The sequence below is a fragment of the Citrobacter sp. BIDMC107 genome (assembly GCF_001037575.1).
GTDB classification, from domain to species: Bacteria; Pseudomonadota; Gammaproteobacteria; order Enterobacterales; family Enterobacteriaceae; genus Citrobacter; species Citrobacter freundii.
Genome location: NZ_KQ089848.1, coordinates 350,151 through 368,585, shown reverse-complemented (window position 1 = coordinate 368,585; position 18,435 = coordinate 350,151). Strand labels below are relative to the sequence as shown.

18 protein-coding genes and 1 pseudogene are annotated in these 18,435 nt (G+C 50.2%); 14 read left to right on the top strand and 5 right to left on the bottom strand.

Features of this window, described 5'->3' with window-relative positions; all coding sequences use genetic code 11:
- Positions 1-220 precede the first annotated feature (220 nt).
- A complete protein-coding gene (gene msrB / locus SK39_RS01760) occupies positions 221-634 on the top strand; it encodes a peptide-methionine (R)-S-oxide reductase MsrB (protein ID WP_003030695.1) in 414 nt (137 codons plus the stop codon).
- Between the two features lie 42 nt (positions 635-676).
- Positions 677-952, top strand: coding sequence for a YeaC family protein (locus SK39_RS01755; RefSeq protein WP_003030693.1), 276 nt, complete (start codon positions 677-679; stop codon positions 950-952).
- Positions 953-996: 44 nt separating this feature from the next.
- Here SK39_RS01755 and yajD read toward each other — a convergent pair whose 3' ends face one another.
- Both yajD and chiD read right to left on the bottom strand, forming a co-directional pair.
- Positions 997-1,341, bottom strand: a complete 345-nt coding sequence (gene yajD, locus SK39_RS01750; protein ID WP_003832478.1) for an HNH nuclease YajD — start codon at positions 1,339-1,341, stop codon at positions 997-999.
- Between the two features lie 93 nt (positions 1,342-1,434).
- Positions 1,435-2,688 carry a chitinase ChiD gene (chiD, locus tag SK39_RS01745; RefSeq protein ID WP_048216543.1) on the bottom strand — a complete coding sequence of 418 codons (1,254 nt, stop codon included), beginning with the start codon at positions 2,686-2,688 and terminating at the stop codon, positions 1,435-1,437.
- Positions 2,689-2,984: 296 nt separating this feature from the next.
- Between chiD and SK39_RS01740 the strand changes: the two genes are divergently transcribed.
- From SK39_RS01740 to SK39_RS27480, 10 genes and pseudogenes are all read left to right on the top strand, one after another.
- Entirely contained in the window at positions 2,985-4,061 is a 1,077-nt protein-coding gene (locus SK39_RS01740) for a zinc-binding dehydrogenase (protein ID WP_044700068.1), read from the top strand.
- A 26-nt stretch (positions 4,062-4,087) separates the two neighbouring features.
- A complete protein-coding gene (locus SK39_RS01735) occupies positions 4,088-5,467 on the top strand; it encodes an MFS transporter (protein WP_047715846.1) in 1,380 nt (459 codons plus the stop codon).
- 17 nt (positions 5,468-5,484) lie between these two features.
- Positions 5,485-6,528, top strand: coding sequence for an NAD(P)-dependent alcohol dehydrogenase (locus tag SK39_RS01730; RefSeq protein WP_003840875.1), 1,044 nt, complete (start codon positions 5,485-5,487; stop codon positions 6,526-6,528).
- Between the two features lie 24 nt (positions 6,529-6,552).
- Positions 6,553-7,389, top strand: a complete 837-nt coding sequence (locus tag SK39_RS01725; RefSeq protein ID WP_003840876.1) for a ketose-bisphosphate aldolase — start codon at positions 6,553-6,555, stop codon at positions 7,387-7,389.
- A gap of 4 nt (positions 7,390-7,393) precedes the next feature.
- Entirely contained in the window at positions 7,394-8,341 is a 948-nt protein-coding gene (locus SK39_RS01720) for a carbohydrate kinase family protein (protein WP_003030681.1), read from the top strand.
- A gap of 9 nt (positions 8,342-8,350) precedes the next feature.
- Entirely contained in the window at positions 8,351-9,334 is a 984-nt protein-coding gene (ydjG, locus tag SK39_RS01715) for an NADH-dependent methylglyoxal reductase (protein ID WP_008320453.1), read from the top strand.
- Between the two features lie 136 nt (positions 9,335-9,470).
- A complete protein-coding gene (locus SK39_RS01710; protein WP_003030679.1) occupies positions 9,471-10,229 on the top strand; it encodes a DeoR/GlpR family DNA-binding transcription regulator in 759 nt (252 codons plus the stop codon).
- Positions 10,230-10,369: 140 nt separating this feature from the next.
- A complete protein-coding gene (locus SK39_RS01705; protein ID WP_048216542.1) occupies positions 10,370-11,659 on the top strand; it encodes an MFS transporter in 1,290 nt (429 codons plus the stop codon).
- 45 nt (positions 11,660-11,704) lie between these two features.
- Positions 11,705-12,685, top strand: coding sequence for an IS5-like element ISKpn26 family transposase (locus tag SK39_RS01700; protein ID WP_032637327.1), 981 nt, complete (start codon positions 11,705-11,707; stop codon positions 12,683-12,685).
- 147 nt (positions 12,686-12,832) lie between these two features.
- Positions 12,833-12,928, top strand: a pseudogene (locus SK39_RS27480) (hypothetical protein); the annotation flags it as partial.
- Positions 12,929-12,965: 37 nt separating this feature from the next.
- Here the strand turns inward: SK39_RS27480 and pncA are convergent.
- The 3 genes from pncA to sppA are packed head-to-tail and all read right to left on the bottom strand — an operon-like array spanning position 12,966 to position 16,547.
- Complete coding sequence (gene pncA / locus SK39_RS01690; RefSeq protein WP_048216540.1) at positions 12,966-13,604, bottom strand: bifunctional nicotinamidase/pyrazinamidase; 639 nt, start codon at positions 13,602-13,604, stop codon at positions 12,966-12,968.
- A 14-nt stretch (positions 13,605-13,618) separates the two neighbouring features.
- Positions 13,619-14,635 (bottom strand): asparaginase, encoded by a 1,017-nt coding sequence (gene ansA / locus SK39_RS01685; protein WP_003030673.1) that lies wholly within the window; start codon positions 14,633-14,635, stop codon positions 13,619-13,621.
- A 55-nt stretch (positions 14,636-14,690) separates the two neighbouring features.
- The gene (gene sppA / locus SK39_RS01680) at positions 14,691-16,547 is read right to left on the bottom strand and encodes a signal peptide peptidase SppA (RefSeq protein ID WP_048216539.1); all 1,857 of its coding nucleotides are present in this window, start codon (positions 16,545-16,547) and stop codon (positions 14,691-14,693) included.
- A 175-nt stretch (positions 16,548-16,722) separates the two neighbouring features.
- Here sppA and SK39_RS01675 point away from each other — a divergent pair, with 175 nt between their 5' ends.
- Together SK39_RS01675 and selD are read left to right on the top strand one after the other, a co-directional pair.
- Entirely contained in the window at positions 16,723-17,274 is a 552-nt protein-coding gene (locus SK39_RS01675; protein WP_003030670.1) for an NAD(P)H nitroreductase, read from the top strand.
- 116 nt (positions 17,275-17,390) lie between these two features.
- Complete coding sequence (gene selD / locus SK39_RS01670; RefSeq protein ID WP_003840882.1) at positions 17,391-18,434, top strand: selenide, water dikinase SelD; 1,044 nt, start codon at positions 17,391-17,393, stop codon at positions 18,432-18,434.
- Position 18,435 lies beyond the last annotated feature (1 nt).

Below are 18,435 nucleotides of genomic sequence, written 5' to 3'. Positions count from 1 at the left end.
CGCAACTGACTCGCCTCACTCTTCCTTTGGGCTTGAAACCACATGGGGTCGGCGGCCCGAATTTTAAAGGGCAATCAAGATAAAAACGTGATTCTGATCACGAATTGCAGGCTGCCATTTCGCAAGGATCAAGTTTAGAACAAAAGTTCGCACTCCGGTGTTAATGTTTTGTTAGAATCTGTCTCGCGATGTGAGTTTAGATAAAGCGAGATGTGAGCAAATGGCTAATCAACCTTCTCCAGAAGAACTGAAAAAAAATTTAACCGAAATGCAGTTCTACGTGACGCAGAATCACGGGACAGAACCGCCATTTACCGGGCGTTTGCTGCATAACAAGCGAGACGGCATCTACCACTGTCTGATCTGCGATAAACCGCTATTTCGTTCCGAGACAAAATATGACTCTGGCTGCGGCTGGCCCAGCTTTTACGAGCCTGTCAGCGATGAGGCTATCCATTACATAAAAGATACGTCACACGGCATGCAGCGCATAGAAATCCGCTGCGGAAACTGTGATGCGCACCTGGGACACGTCTTCCCGGATGGGCCGAAACCTACCGGTGAACGGTACTGCGTTAACTCAGCGTCTTTGAACTTCACTGATAGTGAAAACGGTGAGCAAACCAAGGGTTGAAGAAACGATTCAGCAAATTATTCTACGGAGAGTGGATTTAACATGAATCTTGATGAGATGATCAACAGTATGACGCCGGAAGTTTATCAGCGCTTATCGACTGCCGTTGAGCTCGGAAAATGGCCGGATGGGGTAGCGCTAACAGCAGAACAAAAAGAGAATAGCTTACAGTTGGTGATGTTATGGCAGGCGCGTAACAATATTGACGCGCAGCATATGACGATTGATACCAACGGTGAGATGGTGATGAAGAGCAAGCAGCAGTTGAAGGTTGAGTTTGGTATTACGCCCGAACCGATTGCGACGTTTAAATCCTGATTACCCAGGCCCGGCAGACATCGATGTCGGGCCTGCAGTTGATGTTATTTCTTATTCATCATCGCTTTCAGATCGGCGAACGGGTTGTATTTCGCTTCGCCTACGGCCTTTTGCGCATCTTCTCCTGCAACCACCGTTGAACCATACTGGTCCGCTTCCGTATATTTGGAATGCTCGTGATCGTGGCAGTACAGGCACAACATTTCCCAGTTGCTACCATCTTCTGGGTTATTCGAGTGATCGTGATCGATATGGTGTACCGTCAACTCGCGCAAATTTGAATACACGAACTCACGGGAACAGCGTCCACAGACCCAGGGAAAGAGTTTAAGCGCCTTTTCCCGGTAACCGACTTCCAGACGGGCGTAATTTTTAGGGATAAAAGCCATAAAGCTCATGCCTCCAGTAGAAAATGAAGAGCTGCGCCAAAAGCTGGCGCAGCAGAATGCGCTAATCATAACCTATTGTGTCAGGCGTTGGGATCAGTGTTTGATGCCTAATGAATCGGCTAACTGCTTCGCCAATTGATTATTGTCATCTGCGCCGTACTCCCAGAACATGGCGCCTCCCAACCCTTTGCTTTTGATGTAGTCGGCTTTGATCGCCACCGAACGCGGATTTTCATAGGAGAGGGCAAAGAGTGTTTTTCCATCCGCAGACTGCACCGACAGCCACGGCACTTTCGCTTCATCATCCCAATGTTGGCTAAAGCGTTTTTGCGGATCGTTGATCAACTTCGCCACGATATCGTTGTACTTCACGTAGGTATCTTTGCTCAGGTCGACGCCCAGTGATTTGAACAACTCAATTTGAGCTGACTCGAAATAGGGCTGGGTAGCCGGTTTTTTCTGCGCGTCAGGTTTGCTCCAGTCAATACCTGGCTCAACGGCGCGTTTTGGTACGCGTCCATAAAAGCCAATGCCCAGATTCATTTGGCTCGGTTTCAGACCGGCTGCGAGATAGTTACTGACCACAAAATCGGCGCTGTATTTATCCGCCGCGGCGACCGTCGGCCATTGCGTCGAATCATACAGGTTCGAGTTAAAATACTGGGTGCCGTAAGCCATGTCATAGGTCATCAGGTTGATGTAGTCGAGCGATGGTGCAATGGCTTTTACATCCACCCAGCTTTTCGGACTTTCTGCATTTGCGCCCACGGCGATGGTCAGCAGTTTTTTATGCCCCAATGCGGTCCGCAGTTCTGTTAGCAGCGCGGTAAAGTTAGCGCGGTCAGCCGGTTGGCTTTCGACCAGTCCCCAGGCTCCGTTAACCGGATATTCCCAGTCGAGGTCGATGCCATCCAGACCATATTTCGCAATTATCTCTTGCGCAGACTGAATAAACACTGCGCGCGTATCCTTCGTTGCCGCCGCACCAGAGAATCCACGCGCTTCCCAACCGCCGACGGAAAGTAACACTTTCAGGTTTGGATTTTGTTTACGCAGCTGTGGAATTTTCAGCAAATCATCCTGCACTTTCTGTGAAAGCCAAATTTGATGCAGTTTGCTGGCGTCTTTTAAGGCGTCATTGGTCTCGTCTTTTTCGTTGTTGTAGACAAGGCCAAACGAATAGTTGAGATGAGTTATCTGGCGAACATCCAGTTTATTGATGTCGCCGCCAGGACCGGCAGTGACGTCGCCACCGCCATTAAAGTAGCCAACTGACATCAGTGAATTGGCGGAAACAACGCTGGCGCAGAGCAAGGGTAATGCTGCCAACAAAGGCAATAGTTTCATCGGTGTTCCTCTTTGACATTTAAACAAGTAAACACGCCACGGAAATGGCGTGGCGAAAAAAACAGCACCCGCAGGTTAACAGTTTCATAACAGGAAAAATGCGAAGGGGTTCACGCCATTTTAGCGAAGCGGCTGCCAGGTTCACTTGGTTTTCAATTCATCTTTGCACTTATTTGTGATCTTGGTTGTGAAATGCAGATAATAATCTGTGTTTTAAAGATTTTGTGTTGACCTCAAAAATTATATGGATAAGTATGATTGTCACTGATGCAAAACTGAACACAAAGGAAAATTCAATGAAAGCACTGGCAAGATTTGGCAAGGCCTTTGGCGGCTATAAGATGATTGATGTACCGGAACCAGTTTGTGGCCCGGATGACATCGTGATTGAAATCAAAGCGGCGGCTATCTGCGGCGCGGACATGAAACACTACAATGTTGATAGCGGATCTGATCAATTTAACTCCATCCGCGGCCATGAGTTCGCCGGTAAAATTGTCCGCGTTGGCGACAAAGTTAAGGACTGGAAAGTCGGTCAGCGGGTGGTTTCTGACAATAGTGGACATGTCTGCGGTGTTTGCCCGGCCTGCGAACAAGGCGATTTTCTGTGTTGTACAGAAAAAGTGAACTTAGGTCTCGACAACAACACATGGGGCGGAGGGTTCTCTAAATATTGCCTGGTGCCGGGAGAAATCCTCAAAATTCACCGCCATGCGCTGTGGGAAATCCCACAAGGCGTTGATTATGAAGAAGCGGCGGTGCTGGATCCTATCTGTAACGCCTACAAATCTATTGCTCAGCAATCCAAATTCCTTCCCGGCCAGGATGTCGTGGTTTTCGGCACCGGCCCATTAGGGCTCTTTTCCGTGCAAATGGCGCGCATTATGGGGGCCGTTAATATTGTGATGGTCGGGCTGGAAGAGGATGTTGCCGTACGCTTCCCCATCGCCAAAGACCTGGGCGCGACAGCTGTCGTTAACGGTTCGACCGAAGATGTGGTTGCACGTTGCCAGGAAATCTGCGGTAAAGACAATCTGGGGCTAGTCATTGAATGCTCTGGTGCCAATATAGCTCTGAAACAATCGATCGAAATGCTGCGCCCGAATGGTGAAGTCGTTCGCGTCGGCATGGGCTTTAAACCTCTCGATTTCTCCATCAACGACATCACCGCGTGGAACAAAAGCATCATTGGCCATATGGCCTACGATTCTACATCCTGGCGCAACGCCATACGCCTGCTGGCCAGCGGAGCGATCAAGGTCAAACCGATGATCACTCACCGTATCGGCCTATCGCAATGGCGCGAAGGATTTGACGCCATGGTCAATAAAACCGCGATTAAAGTCATCATGACTTACGACTTTGATGAATAACATGTTTATTAAAAGGACGTTATCGCATGGAACAAATAGCAAAACCGCACTGCGGCGCCAGACTGGACAGGCTACCTGACTGTCGCTGGCATACGTCAATGTTTGCGATGGTTGCCTTCGGATTACTGGTTTGCTGGAGTAATGCCGTCGGCGGATTAATTCTCGCGCAGTTAAAAGAACTTGGCTGGACTGATAATTCCACCACCGCCACGTTCTCTGCCATTACGACGGCAGGAATGTTTCTCGGCGCGCTCGGTGGGGGAATTATTGGCGATAAAATCGGGCGTAAAAACGCATTTATTCTATATGAAGCGATTCATATTATTTCTATGATCGTGGGTGCGTTTTCACCCAATATGACCTTTCTGATCGCCTGCCGTTTTGTAATGGGAGTTGGATTAGGCGCGCTGTTAGTGACCTTATTTGCCGGGTTTACCGAATATATGCCTGGTAGAAATCGTGGTACATGGTCGAGTCGGGTCTCGTTTATCGGCAACTGGTCTTATCCACTCTGTTCGCTGATTGCGATGGGGCTGACGCCACTTATCAGCACGGAATGGAACTGGCGCGTACAGTTGTTGATTCCTGCGGTGCTGTCGCTCATAGCAACGGTTATTGCCTGGCGCAGTTTCCCTGAGTCGCCTCGCTGGCTGGAGTCTCGCGGGCGCTACCAGGAAGCCGAAAAGGTGATGCGGGCAATTGAGGAAGGTGTCATTCGACAGACCGGTAAGCCGCTGCCTCCAGTCGTAATAGATGATGATGGCAAACAACCGTGTTCTGTTCCGTACTCCGCATTATTAACAGGGGTGTTACTGAAGCGGGTTATTTTGGGTTCCTTTGTTCTGATTGCCATGAACGTCGTCCAGTACACCTTAATTAATTGGCTACCGACAATATTTATGACACAGGGCATTAATCTGAAAGACTCCATTGTCTTAAATACCATGAGTATGTTCGGCGCGCCGTTTGGGATTTTTATCGCCATGCTGGTAATGGATAAAATTCCGAGAAAGACCATGGGTGTGGGGTTATTAGTGTTAATTGCCGTGCTGGGATATATCTATTCACTGCAAACCAGCATGCTGCTGATTACGCTAATTGGTTTCTTCCTGATTACTTTTGTCTATATGTACGTTTGCTACGCCTCGGCAGTCTATGTTCCGGAAATATGGCCAACCGAAGCGAAACTCCGCGGTTCTGGTCTGGCGAATGCGGTAGGACGTATCAGTGGTATCGCTGCGCCTTATGCGGTCGCGGTATTGCTTAATGGTTATGGAGTGACGGGTGTATTTGTACTGCTGGGTGCGGTCTCCATTATTGTCGCTGTCGCCATTGCTACCATCGGAATTGAAACCAAAGGCGTCTCTGTCGAAAGTCTCGGTATTGATGCAGTTACCAGCAAATAATATTGATGGGAAATAAAATGAAAAATTCAAAAGCGATATTAAAAACGCCGGGCACGATGAAAATCATTGCCGCCGATATCCCGGTGCCAAAAGAGCACGAAGTGCTGATTAAAGTGGAATACGTTGGAATTTGTGGATCAGATGTTCATGGTTTTGAATCAGGTCCTTTTATTCCGCCGAAAGATCCCAATCAGGAAATTGGTCTGGGGCATGAATGCGCCGGTACGGTGGTGGCAGTAGGGAACCGTGTGACTAAATTTAAACCCGGCGACCAGGTGAATATCGAACCGGGCGTGCCGTGCGGTCACTGCCGCTACTGTCTGGAAGGGAAATACAACATCTGCCCTGATGTTGACTTTATGGCCACGCAACCTAATTATCGCGGCGCGCTAACCCACTATCTGTGCCATCCGGAGAGCTTCACTTACAAGTTGCCCGATAATATGGACACCATGGAAGGCGCGCTGGTAGAGCCCGCGGCGGTAGGGATGCATGCCGCAATGCTGGCGGACGTTAAACCGGGCAAGAAAATCGTCATTCTGGGGGCGGGCTGTATTGGTTTAATGACCCTGCAAGCCTGTAAATGTTTGGGTGCTACCGACATTGCGGTGGTTGATGTCCTGGAAAAGCGTCTGACCATGGCCGAGCAACTTGGCGCGACGACCGTGATCAACGGGGCGAAAGAGGACACCGTTGTCCGCTGCCAGCAGTTCTCCGGAGATATGGGGGCCGATATTGTTTTTGAAACCGCAGGTTCAGCGATCACTGTTAAGCAGGCTCCATATCTGGTAATGCGCGGCGGGAAAATCATGATCGTGGGTACTGTACCTGGTGATTCAGCGATTAATTTCCTCAAAATTAACCGTGAAGTGTCTATTCAGACCGTTTTCCGTTATGCCAACCGCTACCCGGTCACGATTGAAGCCATCTCCTCAGGGCGTTTTGATGTGAAGTCGATGGTGACGCATATTTACGATTATGAAGATGTTCAGCGCGCGTTTGATGAATCCGTTAATAACAAATGTGAAATTATCAAAGGCGTTATTAAAGTAAATTATTAATCTATTGAAAAGGGAGAAATAACCATGCTGGCAGATATTAAATATTGGGAAAATGATGCTCAAAATAAACATTATGCAATTGCCCACTTTAACGTGTGGAATGCGGAAATGTTAATGGGAGTGATTGATGCGGCGGAAGAATCTAAATCGCCGGTAATTATCTCCTTCGGTACCGGCTTTGTGGGTAATACCTCGTTTGAAGATTTTTCGCATATGATGGTTTCTATGGCGAAAAAAGCCTCGGTGCCGGTTATTACCCACTGGGATCACGGACGCAGCATGGAGATAATCCATAACGCATGGGCCCACGGCATGAATTCACTGATGCGTGATGCTTCCGCTTTTGATTTCGAGGAGAATATTCGCCTGACCAAAGAGGCGGTCGATTTCTTCCACCCGCTGGGTATTCCGGTCGAAGCAGAGCTGGGCCATGTGGGTAATGAAACGGTCTACGAAGAGGCGCTGGCGGGTTATCACTACACTGACCCAAGCCAGGCGGCTGAGTTTGTCGAGCGTACCGGCTGTGACTCGCTGGCGGTAGCGATTGGTAACCAGCACGGCGTCTACACCTCCGAACCGAAACTGAACTTTGACGTGGTTAAACGAGTGCGTCAGGCGGTATCCGTTCCGCTGGTGCTGCACGGCGCGTCCGGCATTAGCGACGCGGATATCAAAAAAGCCATTTCATTAGGCATTTCGAAAATCAATATTCACACCGAACTGTGCCAGGCCGCAATGGTGGCGGTGCAGGAGAACCAGGACCAGCCGTTCCTGCACGTTGAACGTGAAGTACGTAAAGCCGTAAAAGCGCGCGCGCTGGAGAAAATCAAATTGTTTGGTTCAGACGGTAAAGCGGAATGACAATATGGATAATATCGAGGTTATTTGTATAGGGGCGGCAATTGTTGATATTCCCTTGCAACCAGTGAGTAAAAATATCTTTGATGTTGAATCTTATCCATTAGAACGAATAGCTATGACCACGGGAGGTGACGCTATTAATGAGGCGACGATTATTTCTCGCCTCGGCCATCGCACGGCGTTAATTGGCCGGGTAGGTGACGATGCTGCGGGGCATTTTATTGTCGACCACTGCCGTCAGGAGAATATTGATATTAAAAGCCTGAAGCAGGATGCTGATATTGATACTTCCATTAACGTGGGTTTAGTCACCGCTGATGGTGAACGCACCTTTGTGACTAACCGTAACGGCAGCTTATGGAAACTGAATATAAACGATGTTGATTTTGACCGTTTCTCTCAAGCAAAGCTGCTGTCGCTGGCGAGTATTTTTAATAGCCCGTTGTTGGATGGCGATGCACTGACGGCAATTTTCACGCAGGCGAAAGCGCATAAGCTCATTATCTGCGCGGATATGATTAAACCGCGACTGAATGAAACGCTGGACGATATCCGTGAAGCGCTGAGCTACGTGGATTATCTGTTTCCCAATTTTGAAGAGGCAAAACTGCTCACTGGGAAAGAGACGCTGGATGAGATTGCCGACAGTTTTCTGAACTGTGGCGTGAAAACCGTCGTGATTAAGACCGGCAAGAGAGGCTGTTTTATAAAGCGTGTTGACATGAAAATGGAGGTCCCGGCGGTGTCAGGAATTACCGCCATCGACACCATCGGCGCGGGGGATAACTTTGCTTCAGGATTTATCTCCGCGCTGCTAGAAGGCAAACCGCTTCGCGACTGCGCGCTGTTTGCTAATGCAACGGCGGCAATATCGGTACTGAGCGTGGGTGCCACGACGGGTGTGAAGAACAGAAAGCTGGTTGAACAACTTCTTGACGAATACGAAGGGTAATAGCGGCAGATGAAAATGATTCCTTTAGGAAGTACGGATATTACGCTTTCCCGCATGGGATTAGGCACATGGGCTATTGGCGGTGGTCCGGCATGGAATGGCGATCTCGATCTGCAGATTTGTATCGATACCATTGTTGAGGCGTATCGCTGCGGTATCAATCTGATTGATACCGCGCCAGGCTACAACTTTGGCAACAGTGAAGTGATTGTCGGTCAGGCGCTGAAAAAGCTGCCGCGCAGCGAGGTAGTGGTTGAAACCAAATGCGGCATCGTCTGGGAGCGAACAGGCAGCCTGTTTAACAAAGTGGGCGATCGCCAGCTGTATAAAAACCTTACGCCTGAGTCTATTCGCGAAGAGGTTGATGCCAGCCTGCAAAGATTGGGTATCGACAGTATTGATATCTATATGACCCACTGGCAGTCGGTCGAACCCTGTTTTACGCCGATTGCGGAAACCGTAGACACGCTGAACGCACTGAAAAAAGAGGGGAAAATCCGTTCGATTGGTGCGGCGAACGTCAATGCCGGGCATATCAGGGAGTATCTCAAACACGGTGAGCTGGATATTATCCAGGCCAAGTACAGCATTCTTGACCGGGCGCTGGAAGCTGAACTGCTGCCGCTATGTCAGCAGAATGGCATCATCGTGCAGGTATATTCACCGCTTGAGCAGGGGTTGTTGACCGGTACTATCGCCCGAGATTATGTTCCTGGCGGCGCGCGGGCTAACAAGGTCTGGTTTCAGCGGGAAAATATGTTGCGGGTGATTGATATGCTTGGGCAGTGGCAGCCGCTTTGTGAAAAATACCGCTGCACAATTCCCGCACTAGCTCTGGCGTGGATTTTAAAGCAAAGCGATTTGATCACCTTACTGAGTGGCGCAACCGCACCTGAACAGGTTCGCGAGAATGTCGAGGCGTTAACCATTCCCCTGACAGATGATGATTCATTATTGATGAGGCGAATGGCGGAAGCGTTGGATATAAATTAATTCAGATAGGATTGACCTCTGTTTCTGTGTAAAAGAGTATTAAAATCTGTGATTCAGACATGTTCTTTTGAAAATAAATATAGCCTGTGAGATACTAGGGTCTTATTATTACTTTGCAGGAAACAGAGGTATCATCGTGGCGGCAAAAGACAGGATTCAGGCCATTAAGCAAATGGTGGCTAACGATAAGAAAGTGGTGGTATCTAATTTAAGTTCAATCTTTCAGGTGACTGAGGAAACGATTCGCCGCGATCTTGAAAAACTGGAAGATGAAGGTTTTTTGACCCGAACATATGGCGGTGCAGTGCTCAATACCACTGCGTTGTCCGACAATATTCATTTTTATAAGCGTGCGAAATCTTTCTTCGAAGAAAAGCAGATCATTGCACGTAATGCATTACCGTTTATTAAAAATAAGACCACAATGGCTGCCGACTCCAGCAGTACCGCGATGGAATTATTAAAGCTGTTGAAGGAAAGAAACGATCTGACGTTGCTTACCAATTCGGCTGAAGCATTTCATGAGCTGGCGCAGTCAGAAATTAACGTGGTCTCTACTGGCGGTGAGCTGAATAAGAATACGCTGTCGCTGCAGGGAAGAATCACCAAGGAGATTATCAGCCGCTATCATGTTGATATCATGGTGATGAGCTGCAAAGGTTTGGATATGCAGAGTGGGGCGCTTGATTCTAATGAAGCGGAAGCGGAAATCAAAAAAACCATGATCCGCCAGGCGACTGAGGTGGCCCTGTTAGTTGATCACTCAAAGTTTGATCGTAAAGCTTTCGTTCAGCTAGTGGACTTTAGCCATATTAATTACCTAATAACCAATAAGGCACCGGGTGCAGAGTGGATTGCATTTTGCAAAGAGAATAATATTCAACTCGTTTATTAACTATAGCGAGGGTTGTGTCGATATTATTTTAGTTTGCACCTGGGAAATGCCATAAGAATCTAATGATGATGGATGGCGCGGCAAAATTGCTTCTGCCGCGATCGCCATACTTTCTATTTAGCTGAATTTGAGGCATCCAGATGGAACAATGTGACCCTATCGGCGCAAGATTAGATCGCTTACCTTTATCTCGATTTCATTTTCGTATTTTCGGCATTATTAGTTTTAGTTTGTTAATAACCGGTTTTCTCAGCTATTCCGGGAATGTGGTATTAGCAAAATTAGTCAACACTGGCTGGTCAAACAATTATCTAAATGCCGCGTTTACCTCAGCGCTGATGTTCGGCTACTTTATCGGTTCACTAGCCGGCGGCTTTATTGGTGATTATCTCGGTCGACGCAAAGCGTTCCGCATCAATTTGTTAATCGTCGGGGCCTCAGCCTGCGCTGCAACGTTTGTGCCCAACATGTACTGGCTTATCTTCTTCCGCTGTCTGATGGGGATTGGAATGGGGGCGCTAATTATGGTGGGCTATGCCTCATTTACAGAATTCATTCCACCCGCGGTACGTGGGAAATGGTCTGCCCGTCTGTCATTTGTCGGCAACTGGGCACCAATGCTATCTGCGGCAATTGGCGTCGTGATCATTGCACTTTTAAGCTGGCGGGTGATGTTTCTGCTCGGTGGCATGGCAATGCTGTTGGCCTGGTATCTGTCGGGAAAATACTATATTGAATCCCCACGTTGGCTGGCTGGTAAAGGGAAGAGAAGCGAAGCTGAAAAACATCTTATGCAGGTTGAATCGCAAATTGAGCTAGAAAAAAACATCACTTTACCATCCTGCCGGAACGAATGCCCGTCGGCGGATTTAAGCACGGCAAGTGGTTCATTTTGGCTATTGTTTAAGGGGCCAATGTTGCGCTGTACACTGGTGGCGATCACGGTGCTTATCGCAATGAATATTTCGCTCTACACCATTACGGTATGGATCCCGACTATATTTGTTAATTCGGGAATCGATGTAACGAAATCCATATTTATGACCGCGATAATTATGATTGGCGCGCCAGTTGGGATATTTATTGCCGCGTTAATTATCGATCGCTTTCCACGGCGATTGTTTGGCTCATTCTTGTTGATTATTATCGCATTGCTCGGGTATTTCTATTCACTTCAAACTGAAGAGTGGGCCATTCTGAGCTACGGGCTGGTGATGATTTTTTTTCTGTATATGTATGTCTGCTTTGCCTCTGCAGTTTATGTCCCAGAACTATGGCCCACGCACCTAAGATTGAGAGGATCAGGTTTTGTTAATGCGGTGGGAAGGATTGTCGCTGTGTTTACGCCCTATGGCGTCGCTATTTTGTTGACCCGCTATGGCTCCGTTACGGTCTTTATCGTGTTAGGGAAGGTGCGAACAAGTTCCTGATATGAGATCATCATATTCATCCGGAGCGCATCCCAGAGGGACATCATGAGCCATCAACTCACCTTCGCCGATAGTGAATTCAGCACTAAGCGCCGTCAGACCCGAAAAGAGATTTTCCTCTCCCGCATGGAGCAGATTCTGCCATGGCAGAATATGACCGCTGTCATCGAGCCGTTTTATCCCAAGGCGGGCAATGGCCGACGGCCCTATCCGCTGGAGACCATGCTGCGTATTCACTGCATGCAGCATTGGTACAACCTGAGCGACGGTGCCATGGAAGATGCCCTGTACGAAATCGCCTCCATGCGCCTGTTTGCCCGATTATCCCTGGATAGCGCCCTGCCGGATCGCACCACCATCATGAATTTCCGCCACCTGCTCGAGCAGCATCAACTGGCCCGTCAATTGTTCAAGACCATCAATCGCTGGCTGGCCGAAGCAGGCGTCATGATGACCCAAGGCACTTTGGTGGATGCCACCATCATTGAGGCACCCAGCTCTACCAGGAACAAAGAGCAGCAACGCGATCCGGAGATGCATCAGACCAAGAAAGGCAATCAGTGGCACTTTGGCATGAAGGCCCACATTGGTGTCGATGCCAAAAGTGGCCTGACCCACAGCCTGGTCACCACCGCGGCCAACGAGCATGACCTCAATCAGCTGGGTAATCTGCTTCATGGAGAGGAGCAATTTGTCTCAGCCGATGCCGGCTACCAAGGAGCGCCACAGCGCGAGGAGCTGGCCGAGGTGGATGTGGACTGGCTGATCGCCGAGCGTCCCGGCAAGGTAAAAACCTTGAAGCAGCATCCGCGCAAGAACAAAACGGCCATCAACATCGAATACATGAAAGCCAGCATCCGTGCCAGGGTGGAGCACCCGTTTCGCATCATCAAGCGGCAGTTCGGCTTCGTGAAAGCCAGATACAAGGGGCTGCTGAAAAACGATAACCAACTGGCGATGTTATTCACCCTGGCCAACCTGTTTCGGGTGGACCAAATGATACGTCAGTGGGAGAGATCTCAGTAAAAACCGGAAATAACGCCAGAAATGGTGGAAAAAATAGCCTAAATAGGCTGATTCGATGTGTTTGCGGGAAAAAAATCGGCCCAGATCCGCGAAATTTTAATCAGCGAGTCAGCTTGGGAAGAAATGACCTGCTTATTCGCACCTTCCTTAGGAGTAATGTTGGTTCTATGCGCGCTGATTCTTTTTTGTTTTGGCATCGAAACACGCAAAGTATCGCTGGAAGAGATTTCAGCGCTGGCCTGAGATAACGCGCCGACAGGAGTGACCCTGTCGGCATCGCTTACGGTTGGGTTTCCAGCCAGTCGTCCAACGTATACAGCGTTGCACCCGCCGCCGCCATTTCTATAAAGGCGTTTGCACTGTCCTGGGGTTGAATATTAACCCCACGGCAGCCGTCGGTAATAACGCTGACGGTGTAGCCAAGATCGAGCGCATCCAGTACGGTGAATTTAACGCAATAGTCGGTTGCCAGACCCATGATGATGAGCTCGGCAATGCGGCGTTCGAGTAGCCATGCATTCAGCGCGGTAGCCTGACGACGACCGTTATCAAAAAACGCACTATAGCTGTCGACCAGCGGGTTCTCACCTTTAGTGAACGTTTGAGTTATCGCACGCTGGTTCAGCAGCGGATGCAGGGCTGCACCTGCGCTGTTTTGTACGCAATGATCGGGCCAGAATGTCTGCGCCAGTCCATCGAGTTGTCCCTGGCTGTAGGGCTCGACCTGATGCTGGCTGGCAAAACTACTGTGATTAGCCGGGTGCCAGTCCAGACTGGCAACGACCATGTCGCCGCGTAAGGCACACCAGTCAATCAGACGGTTGGCAATATCGATTGTGCTGTCACCTTGTGGGACCGCGAGGGCACCACCGGCACAAAAGTCATTTTGTAAATCGACCAACAGTAAGGCTTGGGCCATGGGCATAGACTCCTTTAATCGTCAGGCGTGAGCTCACCACGCAGATTTTGCGTCATCGCTTCACGGATCGTCTGCGTATCCAGTCCCTGACTCAGCAAATAGTGCAGTTTGGTGAGTGTGGCTTCGACGGTCATATCCGCGCCGCCAATCACGCCAGCATGCGCCAGCGCATTGCCTGTCGCGTAGCCCCCCATGTTCACCTTGCCGGACATACACTGCGTAAGGTTCACCACCACAATGCCACGCGAACTCGCATCTTCAAGTTCTTTCAGGAACTCTTTATTCTGCGGCGCATTCCCCACGCCGTAGGAGCGCAAAATTAATGCTTTTACAGGTTGGCGCAGGAAGTTGCGTACTACATCAGCGGAGATCCCCGGATAAATGGTGACCACGCCAATCGGTTGCGGAGTGATAGGATGCACAATCAACTCACCTGTACCGTGAGGTGCGGGCGGAGTTCCCAGCCGACGAATGTGGATCCCGGCTTCCAGCAGTGGTGCAAGGTTGGGTGAGGCAAACGCGTCAAAACCATCAGCATGCGCTTTAGTGGTCCGATTGCCGCGAAACAATCGATTGTTGAAAAACAGGGTAACTTCATTGATCGGGTAATTTGCTGCAACGTACAACGCATTCAGCAAATTGATTTGTCCGTCAGAACGTAGCTCTGCCAATGGGATTTGTGACCCTGTCACAATGACCGGCTTGCCCAGATTCTCCAGCATAAAAGAGAGCGCCGAAGCCGTAAACGCCATGGTGTCAGTGCCGTGCAGAATGACAAAACCATCGTAATCGTCGTAGTGCGCTTTAATGTCTTCCGCAATATGCTGCCAGTCTTCCGGCGTCATATCGGAGGAATCCATCAGCGGGGCGTATTCGTGGATGGTGAAATCTGGCATCTCCGGACGGTGGAATTCAGGCATCAATGCCAGCTGGCGCTGCAGATGACCGGAAACGGGAATATAACCCTGTTCTGAGCGCTGCATACCAATGGTACCGCCGGTATAGGCAACGTAAATTGATTTTTTCTGCATGACTTTTCTTCTGTCTCAAAGAAAACCCCTCTTCATCCCGAAGAGGGGTCAATAGTTAGCGAACGTTGGCGCAGGTCAGGCAAAACGCATAGCGGTTTTGCGGATCGTTGAATGCGGCCAGCTTATCGCTTTCGGCTTTTACTGCACTGGCCGCAGAGGCCAGCGGTGGTGGGAGCATAGCCTGAATGGCGTCAGGCAGCATGGCGCGAACGGAGCCTGACATGCTGTCCATCACCATATCAACGAATGTCGGTTCGTCCTGATAATACGCAATGTGCCATTGTTTCAGTTTGGCCAGCTCAGCCGCTTTCGCCACGGCGTCATCAAAATCACCCAGACTGTCTACCAGACCGTTGGCTTTTGCATCCTGTCCGGTCCAGACGTGGCCCTGCGCGATTTTGTCAATCTGCTCAGGTGTTGTTTTACGCGCATCTGCGACCAGCGTGATAAAGCGCTTATAGCCGTTCTCGATGCTAAGTTGCATCATTTGCTGCACTTCTGGTGGTAACGCTTTGGTGATGGAGATATCCGCCAGTGGGGATGTCGCCACGCCGTCGGTGTGTACGCCAATGGAATCCAGACTGTTTTCCACGGTGTTGATCACGCCAAAGATGCCGATTGAACCGGTCAGCGTGCTGGGGTTCGCCACAATGTAGCTTGCTGGGGTGGAGATCCAGTACCCACCGGATGCCGCCATGCCGCCCATGGACACCACAACCGGTTTACCCGCCGTTTTTGCCGCAGCCAGCTCAGCACGAATGACTTCGGAGGCACTGACGCTGCCGCCAGGGCTGTTCACGCGCAGAACAATTGCTTTCACTTTCGGATCAAGACGGGCTTCGCGGATCTGCGCGGCAGTCGTGTCACCGCCCACATTCCCAGGGGTTTCTTCACCGTCCATAATCGCGCCATTGGCGAAGATAACGCCAATGCTGTCTCCAGTATCCGCTGGCGTTTTCAGTGAGTAATCGTAATAGCTGACAGCGCGATAATTTTTATCCGCTTTGCTCCAGCCAAACTGTTTGGTCAGCATTTTTTCGACTTCAGCGCTGGAGGCCAGTGCATCTACCAGTTTGTTGTCGAGCGCATATTTCGCGGTATCACCATCGACTTTTGTCAAACCGTCCAGCATGGCCTGTGCGCCAGGGAACACCTGCTGAGCAGGGATCTGGCGATTGGCAGCAACCGTGTCGAGATAGTTCTGCCACAGCTCGCCGATCCAGCGGCTGTCAGCTTCACGCGCGGCAGGAGACATATCATCACGGATAAACGGTTCTACGGCAGACTTATAAGTTCCGACACGGAACACGTGTGTGGAAACTTTCAGCTTGTCGAGCAGGGACTTGTAGTACAAACCGTTGGTGGCAAAGCCGTGCAGATCAACGGAACCCTGTGGAGAAAGATAAATTTTATTGGCGAAACTGGCGAGGTAGTACTGCCCCTGGCTGAAGTTATCGCCTACGGCAAAGACCGGTTTGCCGCTGTCGCGGAATTCCCGCAGCGCTTTACCGATATACTGCATGGAAGGCTGGTCGGCCCCGGCAAAATTTTTCAGATCCATCACAATGCCGGTGATGTTGCGATCTTCTTTTGCCTGGCGAATAGTATTCACGATATCGAACAGGGAGTTTTCCTGCAGGCGATCGGAACTGGCACCAAACAGCTGACGACCAATAACGCTTAAGCGACTGGTGCTCGACGGCTTATCGACAATGACCCCCGAGATATCCAGCAGCAGTGCGCCTCGCTCAGCGTGTTCACTGGTATTGCTGCTGCTGACCTGCATCCAGATACCCACGCCCACCAGCACCAAGAAGATGAAGAACAGGTTAAGCACAAATTCACGGACGAAATTAAGTAATCGCCACGTCCATTTAAAAAATCCGGCAATAAATCGCCACAGGGTTCGCATGTATTCTCCCTACCGATTAACAACACGCCATCCCGAAATCCCGGAGAAAGGCGATAAGATGAGGCTATCGTAATGACCAGACAGGCACTTGTCAGCAGGAATCACCGCCTGTGCTGTAACAAAATCCGCTCACGTGTTAATTTTGTGAACAAATCTCATTGTTGGAGTTAAGCAAATGGATGCACTCGAATTACTTATCACCCGTCGTAGCGCTTCTCGTCTTGTCGAGCCGGCCCCGGCCGGAGAGCAACTGCAAAACATTCTGCGGGCGGGAATGCGCGCACCGGACCACAAAACGCTGCAACCGTGGCAATTCTATGTCATTGAGGGTGAAGGGCGTGAACGCTTTAGCACCGTACTTGAGAAAGGCGCGATTGCCGCAGGTAGCGATGAGAAAGCTCAGGAAAAAGCGCGCAACGCACCGTTTCGCGCGCCGCTGATTATTACCGTGGTGGCGAAATGTGAAGAAAACGACAAGGTTCCTCTGTGGGAACAAGAAATGTCTGCCGGTTGTGCGGTGATGGCTATGCAGATGGCCGCAATTGCCCAGGGCTTTGGCGGTATCTGGCGCAGTGGTGCATTAACCGAAAGTGCGGTCGTTCGTGAAGCATTCGACTGTCGCCCGCAAGATAAAATCGTCGGTTTCCTCTATCTGGGTACACCGCAGCTAAAAGCATCCACGACGATCAACCTTGCCGATCCGAGCGCATTCGTCCGTTATTTCTGATATCAACGGCAAAACTGTCTGGATTCTGAGCAAAGACACTCGAATTCAGACAGTCACTCTTACCACATCATGGAATGAGCGCTACCATATCCGGATTGCAATGACAGGAGATGTCCATGAGCGAGCAAGCTATTCGTTTAACGCAATACAGCCACGGAGCCGGTTGCGGTTGTAAAATTTCCCCAAAAGTGCTGGAAACCATCCTGCACAGCGAGCAGGCGAAGTTTGTTGATCCGAACTTACTGGTGGGTAATGAAACTCGCGACGACGCGGCCGTATACGATTTGGGAAACGGCACCAGTGTTATCAGCACCACCGATTTCTTTATGCCGATTGTCGATAATCCGTTTGATTTTGGCCGCATCGCCGCCACTAACGCCATCAGCGATATTTTCGCCATGGGCGGCAAACCGATTATGGCAATTGCTATTCTGGGCTGGCCGCTGGATAAGCTGGCACCGGAAATCGCCCGCGAAGTCACCGAAGGCGGACGTTTTGCCTGCCGTCAGGCGGGTATTGCGCTGGCGGGCGGCCACTCTATCGATGCCCCAGAGCCTATCTTTGGCCTTGCGGTAACTGGCGTTGTGCCGACCGAACGCGTGAAGAAAAACAGCACCGCAGAGGCAGGGTGTAAGTTATTCCTGACCAAGCCTCTGGGGATTGGCGTTCTGACGACAGCAGAGAAAAAATCACTACTGAAGGAAGAACACAAAGGACTGGCGACAGAAGTGATGTGTCGGATGAACATTGCCGGTGCGGCATTCGCCGATATCGACGGCGTGAAAGCCATGACCGACGTTACCGGTTTTGGTCTGCTGGGGCATCTGAGTGAAATGTGTCAGGGCGCAGGCGTTCAGGCGCAAATTATCTACCAGGATATTCCTAAGCTGCCTGGCGTTGAAGAATACATCGCGCAAGGTGCGGTACCCGGCGGTACCCAACGTAACTTTGCCAGCTACGGACACCTGATGGGTGAAATGCCGCAATCGGTACGCGATCTGTTGTGCGATCCGCAAACTTCCGGTGGCCTACTGCTGGCGGTAACGCCGGAAGCTGAAGCCGAAGTGAAAGCGGCAGCGGCGCAGTTCGGTATCGATCTCACCGCCATTGGTGAGTTAGTGGAAGCTCGTGGCGGTCGCGCCATGGTTGAGATTCGTTAAC

Excerpts from the sequence above, each read along its gene's own strand:
- SK39_RS01755 (WP_003030693.1), top strand. The coding sequence starts at position 677 with ATGAATCTTGATGAGATGATCAACAGTATGACGCCGGAAGTTTATCAG.
- chiD (WP_048216543.1), bottom strand. The coding sequence starts at position 2,688 with ATGAAACTATTGCCTTTGTTGGCAGCATTACCCTTGCTCTGCGCCAGC.
- SK39_RS01705 (WP_048216542.1), top strand. The coding sequence starts at position 10,370 with ATGGAACAATGTGACCCTATCGGCGCAAGATTAGATCGCTTACCTTTA.
- pncA (WP_048216540.1), bottom strand. The coding sequence starts at position 13,604 with ATGGCCCAAGCCTTACTGTTGGTCGATTTACAAAATGACTTTTGTGCC.
- SK39_RS01735 (WP_047715846.1), top strand. The coding sequence starts at position 4,088 with ATGGAACAAATAGCAAAACCGCACTGCGGCGCCAGACTGGACAGGCTA.
- SK39_RS01725 (WP_003840876.1), top strand. The coding sequence starts at position 6,553 with ATGCTGGCAGATATTAAATATTGGGAAAATGATGCTCAAAATAAACAT.
- ansA (WP_003030673.1), bottom strand. The coding sequence starts at position 14,635 with ATGCAGAAAAAATCAATTTACGTTGCCTATACCGGCGGTACCATTGGT.
- SK39_RS01675 (WP_003030670.1), top strand. The coding sequence starts at position 16,723 with ATGGATGCACTCGAATTACTTATCACCCGTCGTAGCGCTTCTCGTCTT.
- yajD (WP_003832478.1), bottom strand. The coding sequence starts at position 1,341 with ATGGCTTTTATCCCTAAAAATTACGCCCGTCTGGAAGTCGGTTACCGG.
- selD (WP_003840882.1), top strand. The coding sequence starts at position 17,391 with ATGAGCGAGCAAGCTATTCGTTTAACGCAATACAGCCACGGAGCCGGT.
- SK39_RS01720 (WP_003030681.1), top strand. The coding sequence starts at position 7,394 with ATGGATAATATCGAGGTTATTTGTATAGGGGCGGCAATTGTTGATATT.
- SK39_RS01700 (WP_032637327.1), top strand. The coding sequence starts at position 11,705 with ATGAGCCATCAACTCACCTTCGCCGATAGTGAATTCAGCACTAAGCGC.
- msrB (WP_003030695.1), top strand. The coding sequence starts at position 221 with ATGGCTAATCAACCTTCTCCAGAAGAACTGAAAAAAAATTTAACCGAA.
- sppA (WP_048216539.1), bottom strand. The coding sequence starts at position 16,547 with ATGCGAACCCTGTGGCGATTTATTGCCGGATTTTTTAAATGGACGTGG.
- ydjG (WP_008320453.1), top strand. The coding sequence starts at position 8,351 with ATGAAAATGATTCCTTTAGGAAGTACGGATATTACGCTTTCCCGCATG.
- SK39_RS01740 (WP_044700068.1), top strand. The coding sequence starts at position 2,985 with ATGAAAGCACTGGCAAGATTTGGCAAGGCCTTTGGCGGCTATAAGATG.
- SK39_RS01730 (WP_003840875.1), top strand. The coding sequence starts at position 5,485 with ATGAAAAATTCAAAAGCGATATTAAAAACGCCGGGCACGATGAAAATC.